Source organism: Nonomuraea sp. CA-218870, assembly GCF_050936535.1.
Lineage (GTDB): Bacteria > Actinomycetota > Actinomycetes > Streptosporangiales > Streptosporangiaceae > Nonomuraea > Nonomuraea corallina.
Map to the genome: position 1 here is coordinate 5,779,550 of NZ_JBNJMN010000001.1, position 16,775 is coordinate 5,796,324.

The window sequence follows — 16,775 nt, forward strand, 5'->3', positions numbered from 1 at the left end:
CTCATGACCGAAGAACGGACGGTCGTCCCGCTCCTGGAGCCGCGCGACGGCATCCCGCCGATCGTCGCCGACGAGGCCGCCTACGCCCGCACCGTCGAGGCGTTCGCCTCCGGTTCCGGGCCGGTGGCGGTCGACGCCGAGCGCGCCTCGGGCTACCGCTACGGCAACCGCGCCTATCTCGTGCAGCTGCGCCGCGGGGGCGCCGGCACGGCGCTGATCGACCCGGTCTCCTGCCCCGACCTGTCGGCGCTCGACGCGGCCGTCGCCGGGGAGGAGATCGTGCTGCACGCCGCCTCGCAGGATCTGCCGTGCCTGCTGGAGCTGGGGTTCCGGCCGCGCTACGTGTTCGACACCGAGCTGGCCGGCCGGCTGCTCGGCTACGAGCGGGTGGGGCTCGGCACGATGGTGGAGACGGTGCTGGGGCTGCGGCTGGAGAAGGGCCACTCGGCGGCCGACTGGTCGACCAGGCCGCTGCCCGAGGCGTGGCTGCGCTACGCCGCGCTCGACGTCGAGGTGCTGGTGGAGCTCCGCGACGCGCTCCACAGGGAGCTGGTGGAGGCGGGCAAGCTGGAGTGGGCGCGCGAGGAGTTCGAGGCGGTGCTCAACACGCCGCCGCCGGCGCCGCGCGCCGACCCCTGGCGGCGCACGTCCGGCATCCACAAGGTGCGCAACGTGCGCGCGCTGGCGATCGTGCGCGAGCTGTGGACGATGCGCGACCGGATCGCCCGCGAGAACGACCTGGCCCCCGGCCGGGTGCTGCCCGACGCCGCGATCGTGACGGCGGCGCTGGAGGGACCGCGCACCAAGAAGGCGCTCACCGAGATCTCCGCGTTCACCGGCCGCAGCGCCCGCCGCCACATGAACGACTGGCTGGGCGCGGTGGCCAGGGCCCGCACCCTGCCCGACAGCCAGCTCCCGCAGCCGAGCACGGCCGGTGACGGGCCGCCGCCGGCCAACCGCTGGGCCGACCGCGACCCGGCCGCCGCCAAGCGGCTCGCGGCGGCGCGCGCCGTGGTGGCGGCGCTGGCCGACGAGCACCACATGCCCACGGAGAACCTGTTGCAGCCCGACGCGGTGCGCAGGCTCACCTGGGAGCCGCCCGAGGTGATCAGCGAGGAGAGCGTCACCGCCCGGCTGCGCAAGCTCGGCGCCCGGGAGTGGCAGCTCACGCTCGCCGCGCGGCCCCTCGCGCAGGCGCTGGCCAGGCTGGCGCCCGCGAGCGAGGCCTGAGCGGCTCTTGACGCCTCAGGCGGCTCCGCCGTACGGTTCGGGAAAGCGCTTTCCGTGAAAGGATCCCCATGAGCGTGCGCACCATCGGCGTCGTGATGAACGGCGTCACCGGACGGATGGGCTACCGTCAGCACCTGGTCCGCTCCGTCCTGGCGATCAACGAGCAGGGCGGTGTGACGCTCTCCGACGGCGACCGGGTCACCCTCAGGCCGGTGCTGGTGGGCAGGAACGCCGACAAGCTCGCCCGGCTGGCGGCCGCCCACGGCATCCCCGACCACACCACCGACCTCGACGCCGCGCTGGCCGACGACGGCAACCTGATCTACTTCGACGCCCAGGTCACCTCGGCCCGGGTCAAGGCCGTGCTCAAGGCCGTCGACGCGGGCAAGCACGTCTACGCAGAGAAGCCCACCGCCGAGTCGGTGCAGGAGGCGGTCGCGCTGGCCCAGGCGGCCACGGCCAAGGGCGTCAAGAACGGCGTGGTGCAGGACAAGCTGTTCCTGCCGGGCCTGCTGAAGCTCAAGCGGCTGGTGGACGGCGGGTTCTTCGGGCGGATCCTGTCGGTGCGCGGCGAGTTCGGCTACTGGGTGTTCGAGGGCGACTGGCAGGAGGCGCAGCGCCCGTCGTGGAACTACCGGGCCGAGGACGGCGGCGGCATCGTGCTCGACATGTTCCCGCACTGGCACTACGTGATGGAGAACCTGTTCGGCCGGGTCACGTCCGTGTACGCGCACGCCACCACGCACATCCCGGAGCGGGTGGACGAGCGGGGCGAGCGCTACGCGGCCACGGCCGACGACGCCGCCTACGGGATCTTCGAGCTGGAGGGCGGCGTCGTCGCGCAGATCAACTCCTCCTGGACGGTCCGCGTCAACCGGGACGAGCTGGTGGAGTTCCAGGTGGACGGCACGCACGGCAGCGCCGTCGCGGGGCTGCGCGACTGCCGGGCCCAGCACCGCGCCGCCACCCCCAAGCCGGTGTGGAACCCCGACCTGCCGGTGACCGCCCGCTTCCGCGACGGCTGGCAGGAGGTGCCGGACAACGCCGAGTTCGACAACGGCTTCAAGATCCAGTGGGAGCTGTTCGTCCGGCACGTGCTGGAGGACGCGCCGTTCCCGTACGACTTCGCCTCGGGCGCGCGCGGCGTGCAGCTGGCCGAGCTGGGGCTGCGCTCGTCGGCGGAGGGCCGCAGGATCGAGGTGCCGGCGCTGTGAGGATCGACCTGCCCGGCGGCCCGTACACGCTGAGGGAGCCGGTCGCCTGGCCCTCCGGCGGCGGGCCGGCGACCTCCCGGGTGGTGTACGCCGCCGCGCACGTGGTGGCCGACCCGCTCGGCGACAACACCCCCGGCGCCCCGGCCGCCGTCGACTGGGACGCCACGCTGCGTTTCCGCCGCCATCTGTGGTCGTACGGGCTGCGGGTGGCGGACGCGATGGACACCGCGCAGCGCAACATGGGCCTGGACTGGGCCGCCACCCGCGAGCTGATCAGGCGCGGCGCCGCCGAGGCGGGCACGCTCGGCGACCCGGCGGAGCTGCTCGCGTGCGGCGCCGGCACCGACCACGCGCCGGACGCGGCGGACCTGGACGCGATCATCGCCGCGTACGCCGAGCAGGTGGAGACCGTCCAGGAGACCGGTGCCGGCGTGATCATCATGGCGTCCCGGCAACTCGCCAGGGTGGCGGACGGGCCGAAGGACTACCACCGGGTGTACGGGAAGCTGTTCGGGCTGGCCGACCGGCCGGTGATCCTGCACTGGCTGGGCGAGATGTTCGACCCGCTGCTGGCCGGCTACTGGGGCGCGGCCGACGTCGCGGCGGCCACGGAGTCGTTCCTGGAGCTGGTGCACGCGCACGCCCCGCTGGTGGACGGGGTGAAGGTGTCGCTGCTGGACGAGGAGCACGAGGTGCGGCTGCGCGCCGCGCTGCCCGAGGGCGTCAGGCTCTACACCGGCGACGACTTCAACTACCCGTCGCTGATCAGGACGGGCTCGCACGCGCTGCTGGGCATCTTCGACGCGATCGCCCCGGCCGCCGCCGCCGCGCTGCGGGCGCTCGACGCCGCCGAGGCGGCCGCCGACGCGCGGGAGAGGGACCGGCTGCTGGCCTCGTACGAGGAGATCCTGGCGCCGACGGTGCCGCTGTCGCGCAAGATCTTCGAGGCGCCGACGTTCCACTACAAGACCGGGATCGTGTTCCTGGCCTGGCTGAACGGGCACCAGGACGCGTTCGCGATGGTGAACGGCGCGCAGTCGGCCCGGTCGCTGACGCATCTGGCGGAGGTGTTCCGGCTGGCCGACCGGGCGGGGCTGCTGACCGACCAGGAGCTCGCGGTGCGCCGGATGCGGGCACTGCTGGAGGTGAACGGGCAGTGAGCCTGTCGCTGAACCAGTGGACGACGCGGCGGTGGTCGCTGCCCGAGGCGGTGGACGGCTGCGCCAGGCACGGGCTGGAGGCCGTCGGCCTGTGGCGGGAGAAGGTGGCCGAGACGGGGCTGGCGCGCAGCGCCAAGCTGGTGCGCGAGGCGGGGCTGCGGGTGTCGTCGCTGTGCAGGGGCGGCTTCCTGACGGCGGGCGGGCTGCCCGGCGAGGAGGGGCGTCGGGCGTTCGCGGCGGCGCTGGAGGACAACCGGCGGGCCGTGGACGAGGCCGCCGAGCTCGGCGCGGCCTGCCTGGTGATGGTGGTGGGCGGGCTGCCGGGGGTGCGGCCCGGCGAGCCGCCGCCCGCCGGGTTCTCCCGCGACGTGGCCGGGGCGCGCGAGCGGGTGGCCGAGGCGCTCGCCTTCCTGGCCCCGTACGCGGGAGAGCGCGGGGTGAGGCTGGCCCTGGAACCGCTGCACCCGGTCTACTGCCCGGACCGGGCCGTGCTGTCCACCCTCGGGCAGGCGCTCGACCTGGCGCTGGCGCACCCGCCGGAGCAGGTCGGGGTGGTGGTCGACACCTTCCACGTGTGGTGGGACCCGGCGTTGCATGAGCAGATCGCCAGGGCGGGCCGGCGGATCGCCTCCTACCAGGTGTGCGACTACCTGCACCCGCTGCCCGCCGACGTGCTGCTGGGCCGGGGCATGATGGGCGACGGGGTGATCGACTTCCCGCCGATCAGCCGGGCCGTGGCCGCCGCCGGATACACCGGTGACGTGGAGGTGGAGATCTTCAACGCCGACGTCTGGGCGGCGGATCCTGACGAGGTGGTGGCCCTGATGAAGGAGCGTTACGCCGGTCTCGTGGCGCTCTGACTCAGCCCTCGGCGGTGACGGTGCCGGTGGCGCCGTTCACCGTCACCCGCTCGCCCGAGCCGATGCGGCGGGTGGCGTCGGGGACGCCGACCACGGCGGGGATGCCGTACTCCCGCGCCACCACCGCGCCGTGCGACATGGCGCCGCCCATCTCCATGACCAGCCCGCCCGCGGTGAGGAACAGCGGGGTCCAGCCGGGGTCGGTGGACGGGCAGACGAGGATCTCGCCGGGCTCCAGGTGGGCGCCGACCGGGTCGAGCACCACCCGGGCCGTCCCCGTGACGGTGCCGGCCGAGGCCGGGGTGCCGGTGATCGCCCCCTCCGGGGCCGCGCCGGCGAGCAGCGCCTCGGGCTCGGTGCCGTCCGACAGCATGATCCGCGGCACGTGCCCGCGGCGGCGCTCCCGTTCGTGGACCTCGCGCCGGGCGGCGACGGTCTCCCGCAGGCCGCGCCCCGTGCCCGCCACCGCCGCCTCCAGCTCGGCGAAGTCCAGGAAGAACACGTCCCGCGCGGCGTCGAGCACCCCCGCCTCCACCAGGTGGTCGCCCACCTTCGACAGGTCGGCCCGGACGCCCGCGAGCACCTTCACCAGGAGGAACTTGGGCAGCTCCCGCAGCCCCGTGAGCTGCCGGGCGCGTCCCAGGGCGAACCGGACCACCGCGGCCCTGACCCGGCCCCGCCGGCGCGCGGCGGCCACGGCGCCGGCCACCGCCCGCCGGGCGGCCGCCTCTCCCCGGGCGAACTGCGCTGCCGGGTCGTGGCCCGCCTGCCCGCCCGCCGCGGGGTCCGCGCGCAGGTAGTTGGCCAGCGCGCCGAGGATGTGGCCGGGCTCCTCCGACCAGCGCGGCACCCCGAGGTCGATCTCGGCGACGCCGCGGTGCCCGTACACGTCGAGGAAGGCGGCGATCCCGCGCTGGGCCGCCGGAGGCAGCGTGCCCGCCCGGTATCGGCGCGCCAGCTCGGCCACCGGCTCGCGCCGGAACGGCTCGGGCTCGACGCGCGTGGCCAGCCGCCACAGCTCCAGGTCCATCTCGGTGGTCGGGTTGTGCGGCACGGCGCGCAGCACGTCCTGCAGCTCCGCGAGGGACCGGCCGGACAGCTTGGCCGCCAGCCCGTACAGCCCGTATCCGGTGAGCGCCATCGGCATGACCGAGACGATCAGGGGGAAGGCGCCGCCGAGCGTCCGTTCGGCGTGCCGCAAACGTTCCGCGGGCGTGGCCGTCCCGGGCAGCCGCAGCCGCGCGTCCAGGTCCTCGCCGAGCCTCCGGGTGTACGCGAGCGCGCGCTCCGGGCGGAAGAGCGCCCACGCCACCTTGGCGGGCACCCCCAGGCGGCGGGCGGCGCGGACGGCGGCCCGCAGGAGCGGACGGCGGGAGGTGTGCGTCACCGGCAGGCGGGGATCTGCGGCCAGCTCCCGTACCAGCGCCACCGCGCGGGCCTCGCCCACCTGGAGGACCCGTGGCAGGATCGCCCGTCCCGCGCGGCTGCGCAGCGGGACCGTGAGGTCGAACCAGAGCCGCTCCCCCGCCACGGCCATCGCCGGCGGCCCCTGGCGCGGGCTCGCGGGCGGACGGCCGACCGCGGCGGCCGCGCCGGAGCCGATGAGCTTGAACGCCGCCAGCCCCAGGGGCGTGAGCGGCCCCATGACGCCCTGCGCGACGTTGATGGAGAAGTAGACCCGCAGGCCGGCGCCCCTGGGCTCGGGCAGCGGGTACAGGGTCGTGATCGGCCTGGACTGGGTGAGCCAGAGGGTGCCGTCGGGGCCGATGGCCCACTCGGTGTCCTGCGGGGCGCCGAAGTGCGCCTCGGCCCGCGCGCCGAGCCCGGCCAGCTCCCGCACCTGCGCGTCGGTCAGGCAGAGCCCGCCGGGCCCCTCGGCGCCGCCGCCCGGCAGTCCCCTGGTGGCCGGCGGCCGGTCGCCGTGCGCCTCGGTGCCGTCGCCAGGCCGGCCCCTGGTGGGCGGCCGGTCGCCGGCGCGACGTTCGCGGATCTCGCCGGTGCGGGTGTCGGCGACGAACCGGTCCGGGTTGACCGCGCCCGACACGACGGCGTCACCGAGGCCGGGGGCGGCGTCGATGACGGCCTCGTGCCGCCGGCCGGTCACCGGGTTCGCGGTGAACATCACCCCGGCCACCCGGGCGTCCACCATCGCCTGCACCACGACGGCCAGGCCGACGCCGGCGTGGCCGACGCCGTTGGCCTCCCGGTAGGCGACGGCCCTGTCGGTCCAGAGGGAGGCCCAGCAGCGGCGCACCGCGTCGAGCACCGCCTGCGGGCCGGTCACGCCGAGGTAGGTGTCCTGCTGCCCGGCGAAGCTGGCGAACGGCAGGTCCTCGGCCGTGGCCGACGACCGCACCGCCACCGGCACCGGCACCGGCACCGCCACCGGGCCCGCCGTCCCTTCCGTGACGGCCGCCGACAGTTTTTCGTACGCGCCCGTGACGGCCCGCTCGACGTCCGGCGGGACGGGGGCGGCGAGCAGGCGCTCGCGGGCCCGCGCCGCCAGCCCGTCGCCGCCGGCTGCGATCAGCGCGGCCAGGCCCGCCGCGTCGGCGACCCGCCGGTAGGCGTCGGTGGTCACCACCAGGCCGGGCGGCACCGGCAGGCCTGCCCCGATCAGCTCGCCGAGGCCGGCCGCCTTGCCGCCGACCTCGGCGATCATGTCTCCGCGCACCTGGGAAAGGTCCAGCGCCATCGGTCCTCCCGCCCTCGTGCCTTCGAGTCTTCCCCGTGCGGGCGGAGAATTCAACAATCGATGAACAATCAGATGACCAGCGGCACCCCATCCAGGTCCCACGCCGGGTCGACCGGGATGCCCAGCTCGGCGAGCGCCGTCGGGCCCACGTCCACCAGCCGGGGCCGCACCAGCGACAGACCGCCCAGGTCCGCGCCCAGCCGGGCGGCGATGACGAACACCCGGCGCTCCTCGTCCGTGACGCCGCCGTGCCCGCCCTCGTCGACGTGGCCGTGGTCCGTGGTGACCAGCACCGTCCAGCGCTCCTCCGCGTACGAGGGACGGGCGCGGATCGCGTCGAGGAATCGGCCCAGGGCGGTGTCCTGCGCCGTCAGCGCGGCGGCGTACTCGGGGCACAGCGGCCCGAGCTCGTGCGCCACCTCGTCGGTGTCGCCCAGGTAGACGAACGTCAGGTCCGGCCCGGCCTCCGCCAGGTGGCGCAGGGCCTCGGCGGCGATCCGCTCGTCGGCGCCGGCGAAGGTGAGCGCGTAGCCGTCGAGGACGAGGCGGTGACCGATGGCGCGGCCGAAGGCGCCGTGCTCGTCGAGGGCGGCCCAGGAGAAGAACGCGGCGGTCGACAGGCCGGGCCGCGCCTCCTGCGCCCGCGTCAAGAAGTCCGGATATTTCGTGAACTGCGATCCGACGAACCCGTTGTCCACCACGCCATGCTTGTCCGGCCACACCGCGCTGGCGATCGACGACCACCCCGGCCCGGAGTCGGTCCGCGCCCTGATCACGCGCTCACCGGGCGGCGCGGGCTCCGCCGGCGGCTCCGGGACGACCTCGCCGGGGGACTCGGTGCGCGGGGCCCCCTCCTCCCCGTACGGCAGCAGGCTCGTGCCGTACGCGCCCGCGGACATCAGCGACGTCAGGACCGGCGGGCGCAGCGCGCGCACCCGGTCGAAGCGCACGCCGTCCATCCCGACGACGAGCACCTTCTTTCTCAGCTGGGACATTCCATTATCTAAGCGCCAAATCGCCGGATCCACGCGGCAGCCCCCGGAAGGATCTCCTCCACCGGCGCCACCTGCGGGTACCACGTGCGCTCCCACTCCAGCGACACCCAGCCGCGGTAGCCCGCCGCACGCAGCAGCCCGCCCGCCTCCTCCAGCGGCACCGACCCGGCCCCCATCGGCACCGGCGTGGTATCGGCCGCCGAGACCGCGTCCTTGACCTGGACGTAGGCCAGGGAGGGGCCGAGCGCGGCCAGCGTGGCGGCCGGGGACTCGCCGGCGCGCCACGGGTGGAGCAGGTCCCACAGCGCCCCGGCCGTCGCGGGGCTGCCGGCCTCGGCCAGCAGGGCGGCCACGGCGGCCCCGGTCGGCATCTTGTCGTGGGTCTCCACCAGCACCCGCACGCCCAGCTCCGCCGCCGTACCGTGGACCGCCCCGATCCGGCGCGCGCCGAGCGCGGGGTCGTCGCCGCGAGGGAACACCCGCACCCCCGGCGCGCCCAGGTCGGCGGCCAGCTCCAGGTCGGCGCGGAGCGCCCCGGCCACCGCGTCGTCGTCGCCCGGCTCGCACACCCCGACGTACCCGGCGAGCGCCGCGATCTCCAGCCCGGCGTCCTCGACCCGGCGCCGCACCGACAGCCGCTCCCGGCGGCCGAGCCCGGCGTGCACGCCGGTGCCGGGGTGCAGCCGCAGCTCCAGCCCCGCGCAGCCGGCCCGGCGGCCGGTCTCGATCGCCTCGTCCAGGCCCGCTCCCGGCATGCCCAGCGTGCTGAAGGCCAGCCGCATCACGCGCTCCCCGTCACCGCAGGTCCCGCACGCTCTCGCGGAGCACGACCTCGCCGTCCACCTGCTCCACGACCACGCCCTCGTCCGTCGTCAGCGCCAGCTCAAGGGCGCGCGCGCCCATGTCCTTCAGCGGCAGCCGGACCGTCGTCAGCGCGGGCACCTGGTCACGCAGCGTGGCGATGTCGTCGAACCCGGCCACCGACACGTCCTGCGGCACCCGGACGCCGCGCTCCCGGTAGGCGGCGAGCGCCCCCACGGCCATCACGTCGTTGACCGCGAACACGCAGGTCGCGTCGCCGGTGCGGGCCGCGGCCGCGTAGCCGCCGTCCCGGTCGAACGGGCCGTGCACGACGAGCGGCTCCGGCAGCCCGAGCTCACGCAGCGCGGAGGCGAACCCGTCGCACCGGTCGGCGGCGGTCATCAGGTGGGGCGGCCCCGCGAGCACGGCGAAGCGGGTGTGGCCCAGCCCGGCCAGCGCGCGGGCCAGCGCCGCGGCGCCCTCCCGGTTGGCGGGCGCGACGGTGTTCGCGCCCAGCAGGTCCTGGCCGACGCAGGCCACCCGGCCGCCGCTCGCCCGGTAGGCGTCCAGCTCGGCGATCAGGCGGCCGGTGACCTCGGGGTCGGCCACCCGGGACCCGGCCAGCAGGACGGCGCGGACCCGCTGCGCGTGCAGCGCGGACACGTACGCGATCTCCTGCTCCGGGTCGCGGTGAGTGGTGCCGACCATCACCAGCAGCCGCTCCCCCGCGGCGGCCCGCATGGCGCCGTCGGCCAGCGCGGCGAAGTACGGGTCGGTCAGGTCGTGGACCACGATGCCGATCACGTTGCTCGCTCCCCTGGCGAGCGTCTGGGCCGCGGTGTTGGCGCGGTAGCCCAGTTCGTCGGCGGCGCGCTCGACACGCGCCCGCAGCGTCGCCCCCACCTGGCGGGTGCTGCCGTTGAGCACCCGCGAGGCGGTCGCGAGTGAGACGCCCGCCTGTTTGGCGACGTCCTCCAGCGTGACCACGAGACCCCCCAGGAAAAACGGACTCCAGGATGCCCGACGAGCACCCGGATCCGCATCCTTACACGTCTCAGGCCCAGGGGAACAGGATGTCGAACAGGCCCCGCCTGGTCTCCTGCGGCTCCGGCGCCTCGGTCGGGAGCTGGTCGGCCCCGTCGCCGGGCGTGTCCTCCTCCGTCCGCGGCTCGGGCCTGGCGCTGGTCTCCGGCTGGTCGATCCCCTTCATGGGAGCCCGCGTCTCCGCGTTCGACGGCTCGGCCTCGGGCTCGGCGGACCGGGTGCGCGTCCGGGTGGGCTCCGGCTGGGGCTCGGCCTCCTCTTCGGCGGCCGTCCGGGTCGGGCGCGCCCGGGTGGGCGCGGTGGCCGGCGTCTCCGGCCGGGTGACCGAGGGCTCGGGGGTGGCCGTGTCGGTCGCCTCGTCGACGGGGGCGTCCGTCTCCGCCTCCGTCTCCGTCTCCTCGGCGGCGGGGGTGCCCAGGTCGCCGACGCTCGCGCAGCGCCCGCCCGCGCAGGGGTCGTCGGAGGAGCCGGTGAACATCCAGCCCGCGCCCACGCCCAGCACCACGACCGCCGCCGCGGCCGCCAGCAGCAGCCTGGTGCGGCGGCGCACCTCGCCGTCGCGGTCACCGTCGCGGTCGTCGCCGTGGAGGTCTGCGCCGGTCCAGCCGGAGCCGAGGAAACCCCGCCTGGGCTCCTCCTCCCGCTCCTCGTAGCCCCGGTCGAGAGGCAGGTAGCCGGCCCCGTCCCGGTCCTCGCCGGCGCCGCGGGGGCCGCTCGGCTCGTCGCCGGGGTACGTGTCGGCGTACCCGCCGGCGTACCCGTCGGCGTTCTCCGGGTAGGCGTCGGGGTACGCCGGGTCCCGGTGGTCGTCGCCATAGGCGCCGGTCTGGGCGTCGTACGGGCCGCTCAGGCTTTCGCCGTACGGGGGCTCGCCCTGGGACTGGTACGGGTCGCCGGCCTCGCCGGGAGCCGGGGGCAGGATGTAGGTCTCGTTGCCCTGGACCTGGATGGCGGGCTGCTCGTCGGTGTCGTCCGTGCTCCAGCGTGGAGACAGGACGTCACCGGTCAGATCCGGGTTCCCGGGTCGCCCCTGCCCGTCGTCGTAGGACCTGTCGTCGTCGTCGCGCGCCACGCTGAACCTCTCTGGTACGGATACGGAGTGCAACCTTTCCTAACAGATTTAACCCACTCTTGTCCGGAAATTTCACATGTTTCCCGCAGACTACTCAGCGTCACATGCGTACCGTGCCGCCGCTCGCGACGCGGCCCGCTCAGAGGCCGGCGAGCAGCGCGTCGAGCGCCGACCCGGCCCGGTCGGCGGTCATGCCCTCGCGCAGCCGGTGCGCCAGCAGCGGCGCGGCGAGCGGGGCGAGCAGCGCGTCGGCGAGCGGCCCCGCGTCGGCGCCCGGCGCGGCCTGGGCGATGAGCATCGCCAGGTGGGCGTGGTGGGCCCGGTAGGCGCCGCCGAAGCGGGCCAGCGGCGCGGCCGTCTCGGCCATCAGCAGCAGGTCGAGCTGGTCGACCGTGCGCTCCAGCAGGGCGTGCAGGAAGGCGCGGATGCGCTCGCGCGGCTCGGCCCCCGGCCCCAGCGGGGGCGGGCCCGCGACGAACGCCGCCTGGAACTCCCTCTCCCGCTCGTCGATGAGCGCGTACGCGAGCCCTGAGCGGTCGCCGAAACGGCGGTAGAGCGTGCCGACGCCGACCCCGGCCGCGGCGGCGACCTCCGCCATCGACAGGCCCTCCACGCCCCGCCGCGCCACGAGGCCGGCCGCGGCGTCGAGGATCTTCGCCCGGTTGCGGGCGGCGTCGCTGCGCTCGCGTCTCACGGCGTCCATCCTTTCACCCGGAGACAAACGGAATGGGTTCCGGTTAATATGAGAACCGGAACCCATTCCGTTTTTTGGAGGAAGTCATGACGCGCAGAGTCCTGCTGGTCACCGGAGGCAGCCGGGGGATCGGCGCCGCCGTCGCCCGCCGCTTCGCCGCCGACGGGTTCGACGTGGCGCTCACCTACGCCGAGGCCGCCGGCCGGGCCTCGGCCGTGGCCGCCGAGGCCGAGAAGCTGGGGCGGCGCGCCCTGGCCGTCAGGGCCAGGGCCGAGGAGGCCGGCGAGCTGGTGGCGGCCGTCGAGCGCACCGTGGACGAGCTGGGCCGCCTCGACGTCGTGGTGAGCAACGCCGGGATCGCCCCGTACGGACCACTGGCGGACGTCGGGCTGGAGGAGCTGGACCGCACGCTGGCGGTGCACGCCCGCGCCGCGTTCGTGCTGGCCCAGGCGGCGGCGCGGCACCTGCCGGCCGGCGGCCGGATCATCACGATCGGCAGCAGCCTGGCCGAGCGCGTCCCGTACCCCGGCTGGACCCTGTACGCGATGAGCAAGTCCGCGCTCGTCGGGCTCACCAAGGGGCTGGCCCGCGACCTCGGCCCGCGCGGCATCACGGCCAACCTGGTCCACCCCGGTTCGACCGACACCGAGATGAACCCGGCCGACGGGCCGGGCGCCGACGAGGAGCGCGCGCTGACCGCGCTCGGACGGTACTGCTCGCCCGGCGACATCGCGGCGACCGTGGCGCACCTGGCGAGCGAGGCGGGCCGCAACATCACCGGCACGGCGATCACGGTGGACGCGGGCGCCACGAGCTGATCACCGGCGGAGGCGCTCCGGGCGCCGGCGAGTCCACCTCCGCGAAACCATGACGTCACGGACCGTCATCCCGCATCATGTCCTCCATGCTCAGCACCGAGATCGCACCTCCTCCCGGCGCGGCCGCCGTGACCGTGCTCCGGGCGCGCGTCCGGGCCGCGCGGCACCGCGCCGGCGTCGCGCTGGCCGCCGCCCTCCTGCTCGCGCCCGCCGCCCAGTTGCTCGCCGAAGGGGCGGCGGGCGCGTGGGCGGCGCCGGCCGCCCTGCTGGCGCTGGCGTCCTTCGCCGGCGCGCTGGCGGCCCTGGCGGTCACGCAGGCGGTGTGGGGGCTGCGGGCGCGCGCCGCCCGGCGGCGCGAGCGCGAGCTGTACGCGACGCCGGCGGCCGATCCGCTGCGACCGGCGCGCCGGCTGGGACTGGCCTGCGGGTGGGCGGTGGTGCTGCTGCTCGGGGGTACGGTCCCGCCCCTGTTCGGCGAGTCCGGGTTCGCGGCCGGGCTGCGGAGCGCGATGGCGGCGCTGGGCTGGGCGGCGGCCGGCGCGGGCGCGGGCTTCGCCGGCTGGTGGGCCGGGGACGTGACGGTGACGGTGGCGCGCGCCGTCCGGTTCGGGGTGCGGCCGGGCGACCCGTGGGATCCGAACCCGCGCCGCCCCCTGGCGGCCCCGGCGGACCTCCTGCTCGGCCCGCGTGCCCAGCGGTGGCGCGCGGTCCCGCGCAGGACGGGGATCGTGCTGGCCGTGGGCGGGGTGCTGGGGGCGCGCGGACGGGTGTGGGAGCTCGGCCTGGCGGCGCTCTGCGCCCTGGTGGCGGTGGGTCTCGCGTGCGCGGTAGTTACTGACGAGTAGCATAGGCGCGGAAGCTGTCCAGCAACGAGGAGCGAATCCGTGCCTTCCTCTCGTGACGTCGTGTTCGTCGACGGCGTGCGCACGCCTTTCGGCAGGTCCGGGCCGAAAGGGCTGTATGCGGAGACCCGTGCCGACGACCTGGTCGTGCGCGTCATCCGTGAGCTCATGCGGCGCAATCCCGGTCTGCCGCCCGAGCGGGTGGACGAGGTCGCCATCGCCGCGACCACCCAGATCGGCGACCAGGGCCTGACCATCGGCCGCTCGGCGGCGGTGCTGGCCGGGCTGCCCAAGACGGTGCCCGGTTACGCCATCGACCGGATGTGCGCGGGCGCCATGACCGCGGTGACCACGGTCGCCGGCGGCATCGCCTTCGGCGCCTACGACGTGGCGATCGCGGGCGGCGTCGAGCACATGGGCCGCCACCCGATGGGCGAGGGCGTGGACCCGAACCCGCGGTTCCTGTCGGAGAAGCTGGTGGACCCGAGCGCCCTGGTCATGGGCATGACGGCGGAGAACCTGCACGACCGCTACCCCTCGATCACCAAGGAGCGCGCCGACGCCTACGCGGTGCTGTCGCAGGAGAAGGTGGCCAAGGCGTACGCGGACGGCAAGATCCAGCCCGACCTGGTGCCGACCGCGGTCCGCACCGCCGAGCGGGGCTGGGGCCTGGCGACGCAGGACGAGGCGCCCCGCCCCGGCACCACGACGGCCGCGCTGAGCACGCTGAAGACCCCGTTCCGCCCGCACGGCAACGTGACGGCCGGCAACTCCTCCGGCATCAACGACGGCGCGACCGGCTGCGTCGTGGCCGCGGCCGACGTCGCGCGGGAGCTGGGCCTGACGCCGAAGATGCGGCTGGTCTCGTACGCGTTCGCGGGCGTGGACCCGGAGGTCATGGGCGTCGGCCCGATCCCGTCCACGGAACGCGCCCTCCGCCTGGCGAATCTCGAAATGTCGGATATTGGGCTGATCGAGATCAACGAGGCGTTCGCCGTCCAGGTCCTCGCCTTCCTGGAGCACTTCGGCCTCGCCGACGACGACCCCCGGGTGAACCCGTACGGCGGCGCGATCGCCTTCGGCCACCCGCTGGCCTCCTCCGGCGTGCGGCTGATGACGCAGCTCGCCCGCCAGTTCGGCGAGCGCCCCGACGTGCGCTACGGCATCACCACCATGTGCGTCGGCATGGGCATGGGCGGCACCGTGATCTGGGAGAACCTGGCATGAGGAACGTGGACACCTGGCGCGCGCTGCTGACCGAGCGCACCAAGGACGAGGTCGTCACCAAGGCCCTGGTCCGGGACGTGGAGCTGCCGGACGGCGCGGGCACGATGGCGCTGATCACCCTCGACAACGGCTTCGACCACACCAAGCCGAACACGTTCGGCCCGCACGGCCTGCTCGCGCTCAACGGCGCCCTGTCGGAGATCGCCGAGCGGACGGACCTGGCGGCCGTGGGCGTCACCGGCAAGCCGTTCGTCTTCGGCGTCGGCGCCGACCTGAAGGGCGCGGCGGCGCTGACCCGCCGTGAGGAGGCGCTGGCGATCGGCGCGCTGGGCCACCACGTGTTCCGGCGGCTGGGCGAGCTGGACGTCCCGTCGTTCGCGTTCGTCAACGGCGCGGCCATGGGCGGCGGCCTGGAGGTGGCGCTGCACTGCACCTACCGGACGATCTCCTCCGGCGTGCCCGCCGTGGCGCTGCCGGAGTGCTCGCTCGGCCTGGTGCCGGGCTGGGGCGGCACGCAGCTGCTCCCCCGCCTGATCGGCCCGGCGGACGCGATCAAGCTGATCGTGGAGAACCCGCTCGCGCAGAACCGCATGACCAGGGGCCGCCAGGCGTTCGAACTCGGCCTGGCGGACGCGCTGTTCGAGCCCGCCGACTTCCTGGAGGAGTCGCTGCGCTGGGCCGCCCGGGTGCTCAAGGGCGAGGTCACGGTCGAGCGCACCGACCACACCGCCACCGACTGGGACAAGCCGGTCAGCGATGCCCGTTTCCTGGTGGACATGAAGCTGCACGGCGCCGCTCCCGCGCCGTACCGGGCGCTCGACCTGATCGCGCTGGCCCGTACCGCCTCCCGGGACGAGGGCTTCGCCGCCGAGGACGAGGCGCTCGCCGACCTGCTGCTGAGCGACGAGCTGCGGGCCGGGCTGTACTCCTTCGACCTGGTGCAGCGGCGGGCCAAGCGGCCCGCGGGCGCGCCGGACGCGTCGCTGGCGCGCAAGGTGACCAAGGTCGGCGTCGTCGGCGCGGGCCTGATGGCCTCGCAGATGGCGCTGCTGTTCGCCCGCCGGCTGGAGGTCCCGGTCGTGCTGACCGACCTCGACCAGGCGAGGCTCGACAAGGGCGTCGCGTACGTGCACGCCGAGGTCGACAAGCTGGCCGGCAAGGGCCGCGTCTCGCCGGACCAGGCCAACCGGCTCAAGGCGCTGGTGACCGGTTCGCTCACCAAGGACGCATTCGCCGACGCCGACTTCGTGATCGAGGCGGTGTTCGAGGACCTGGCGGTCAAGAAGAAGGTGTTCGCCGAGGTGGAGGCCGTGGTGCGGCCCGACTGCGTGCTGGCCACCAACACCTCCTCACTGAGCGTCACCGCGATGGGCGCCGAGCTGGCGCACCCGGAGCGGCTGGTCGGCTTCCACTTCTTCAACCCGGTCGCGGTCATGCCGCTGCTGGAGATCGTCAGGGGCGCCTCGACCGACGACGCCACGCTGGCCACCGCGTTCGCCGTGGGCAAGGCGCTGAAGAAGTCGTCGGTGCTGGTCAAGGACGCCCCGGCGTTCGTGGTCAACCGGCTGCTGACCCGGTTCATGGGCGAGGTCATCGGAGCCGTGGACGAGGGCACCCCGCTGGAGACGGCCGAGCACGCGCTCGACGGGCTGGGGCTGCCGATGACGCCGTTCGCGCTGCTGCAGCTCGTCGGCCCGGCGGTGGGCATGCACGTGGCCGAGACGCTGCACGAGGCGTTCCCCGAGCGGTTCGGCGTCTCGGCGAAGCTGGCCGCGCTGGTCGCCTCCGGCAAGCCGGGGGTGTACCGGCCGGACTTCTCGCTCGACGAGGAGGCGGTGGCGCTCTTCGCGGGCGGCTCCGCGCCGTCCACCGCCGAGCAGGTACGCGAGCGCGTGCTCAAGGCGCTGGCCGAGGAGATCCGGATCATGCTGGACGAGGGCGTGGTGGCCGCGCCGCAGGACATCGACCTGTGCATGATCCTGGGCGCCGGCTGGCCGTTCCACCTGGGCGGGATCACCCCGTTCCTGGACCGCGCAGGCTACGCGCCGTCACGCTTCCTCCCGCCGGGGGTGGCTTCACTCCCGGCTTGACCCGGCCTTGGGGAGGCCCCCCGGCGGGCCTCC

Annotated in this window: 14 protein-coding genes; 8 read left to right on the top strand and 6 right to left on the bottom strand. The window is 75.1% G+C overall.

Translation table 11 applies throughout. The features are described 5' to 3' along the window. The first annotated feature begins 3 nt into the window (after positions 1-3). From ACQEUU_RS27560 to ACQEUU_RS27575, 4 genes are all read left to right on the top strand, one after another. Positions 4-1,230, top strand: a complete 1,227-nt coding sequence (locus tag ACQEUU_RS27560) for an HRDC domain-containing protein (RefSeq protein WP_433071292.1) — start codon at positions 4-6, stop codon at positions 1,228-1,230. A gap of 68 nt (positions 1,231-1,298) precedes the next feature. Then, positions 1,299-2,444, top strand: a complete 1,146-nt coding sequence (locus tag ACQEUU_RS27565) for a Gfo/Idh/MocA family protein (RefSeq protein ID WP_433071294.1) — start codon at positions 1,299-1,301, stop codon at positions 2,442-2,444. Continuing rightward, positions 2,441-3,604, top strand: a complete 1,164-nt coding sequence (locus ACQEUU_RS27570) for a DUF993 family protein (protein ID WP_433071296.1) — start codon at positions 2,441-2,443, stop codon at positions 3,602-3,604. The genes ACQEUU_RS27565 and ACQEUU_RS27570 overlap by 4 nt, the downstream gene beginning before the upstream one ends. Further along, on the top strand, positions 3,601-4,464 hold the full coding sequence (locus tag ACQEUU_RS27575) for a sugar phosphate isomerase/epimerase family protein (RefSeq protein ID WP_433071298.1): 864 nt from the start codon (positions 3,601-3,603) through the stop codon (positions 4,462-4,464). The genes ACQEUU_RS27570 and ACQEUU_RS27575 overlap by 4 nt, the downstream gene beginning before the upstream one ends. Before the next feature lies 1 nt (position 4,465). On the opposite strand, the gene ACQEUU_RS27580 is transcribed toward ACQEUU_RS27575, so the two are convergent. From ACQEUU_RS27580 to ACQEUU_RS27605, 6 genes are all read right to left on the bottom strand, one after another. After that, positions 4,466-7,159, bottom strand: a complete 2,694-nt coding sequence (locus ACQEUU_RS27580) for a PEP/pyruvate-binding domain-containing protein (protein WP_433071300.1) — start codon at positions 7,157-7,159, stop codon at positions 4,466-4,468. Between the two features lie 68 nt (positions 7,160-7,227). Further along, positions 7,228-8,154 (bottom strand): alkaline phosphatase family protein, encoded by a 927-nt coding sequence (locus tag ACQEUU_RS27585; protein ID WP_433071302.1) that lies wholly within the window; start codon positions 8,152-8,154, stop codon positions 7,228-7,230. 8 nt (positions 8,155-8,162) lie between these two features. Further along, positions 8,163-8,936: a sugar phosphate isomerase/epimerase family protein gene (locus tag ACQEUU_RS27590; RefSeq protein ID WP_433071304.1), complete on the bottom strand. Its 774-nt coding sequence runs from the start codon at positions 8,934-8,936 to the stop codon at positions 8,163-8,165. A gap of 13 nt (positions 8,937-8,949) precedes the next feature. Beyond that, positions 8,950-9,942 (bottom strand): LacI family DNA-binding transcriptional regulator, encoded by a 993-nt coding sequence (locus tag ACQEUU_RS27595; RefSeq protein WP_433071306.1) that lies wholly within the window; start codon positions 9,940-9,942, stop codon positions 8,950-8,952. 67 nt (positions 9,943-10,009) lie between these two features. Next, positions 10,010-11,071 (bottom strand): hypothetical protein, encoded by a 1,062-nt coding sequence (locus ACQEUU_RS27600; protein WP_433071308.1) that lies wholly within the window; start codon positions 11,069-11,071, stop codon positions 10,010-10,012. 139 nt (positions 11,072-11,210) lie between these two features. Further along, positions 11,211-11,774: a TetR/AcrR family transcriptional regulator gene (locus ACQEUU_RS27605; RefSeq protein ID WP_433071310.1), complete on the bottom strand. Its 564-nt coding sequence runs from the start codon at positions 11,772-11,774 to the stop codon at positions 11,211-11,213. Between the two features lie 77 nt (positions 11,775-11,851). Here ACQEUU_RS27605 and ACQEUU_RS27610 point away from each other — a divergent pair, with 77 nt between their 5' ends. The 4 genes from ACQEUU_RS27610 (at position 11,852) to ACQEUU_RS27625 (ending at position 16,742) form a co-directional block, all read left to right on the top strand. After that, positions 11,852-12,583 carry an SDR family NAD(P)-dependent oxidoreductase gene (locus ACQEUU_RS27610; protein WP_433071312.1) on the top strand — a complete coding sequence of 244 codons (732 nt, stop codon included), beginning with the start codon at positions 11,852-11,854 and terminating at the stop codon, positions 12,581-12,583. Positions 12,584-12,669: 86 nt separating this feature from the next. Continuing rightward, a complete protein-coding gene (locus ACQEUU_RS27615; RefSeq protein WP_433071314.1) occupies positions 12,670-13,428 on the top strand; it encodes a hypothetical protein in 759 nt (252 codons plus the stop codon). A gap of 60 nt (positions 13,429-13,488) precedes the next feature. After that, the gene (locus ACQEUU_RS27620) at positions 13,489-14,652 is read left to right on the top strand and encodes a thiolase family protein (RefSeq protein WP_433072007.1); all 1,164 of its coding nucleotides are present in this window, start codon (positions 13,489-13,491) and stop codon (positions 14,650-14,652) included. Continuing rightward, complete coding sequence (locus ACQEUU_RS27625; protein WP_433071316.1) at positions 14,649-16,742, top strand: 3-hydroxyacyl-CoA dehydrogenase NAD-binding domain-containing protein; 2,094 nt, start codon at positions 14,649-14,651, stop codon at positions 16,740-16,742. Before ACQEUU_RS27620 ends, ACQEUU_RS27625 begins: the two co-directional genes overlap by 4 nt. Positions 16,743-16,775: the final 33 nt, after the last annotated feature.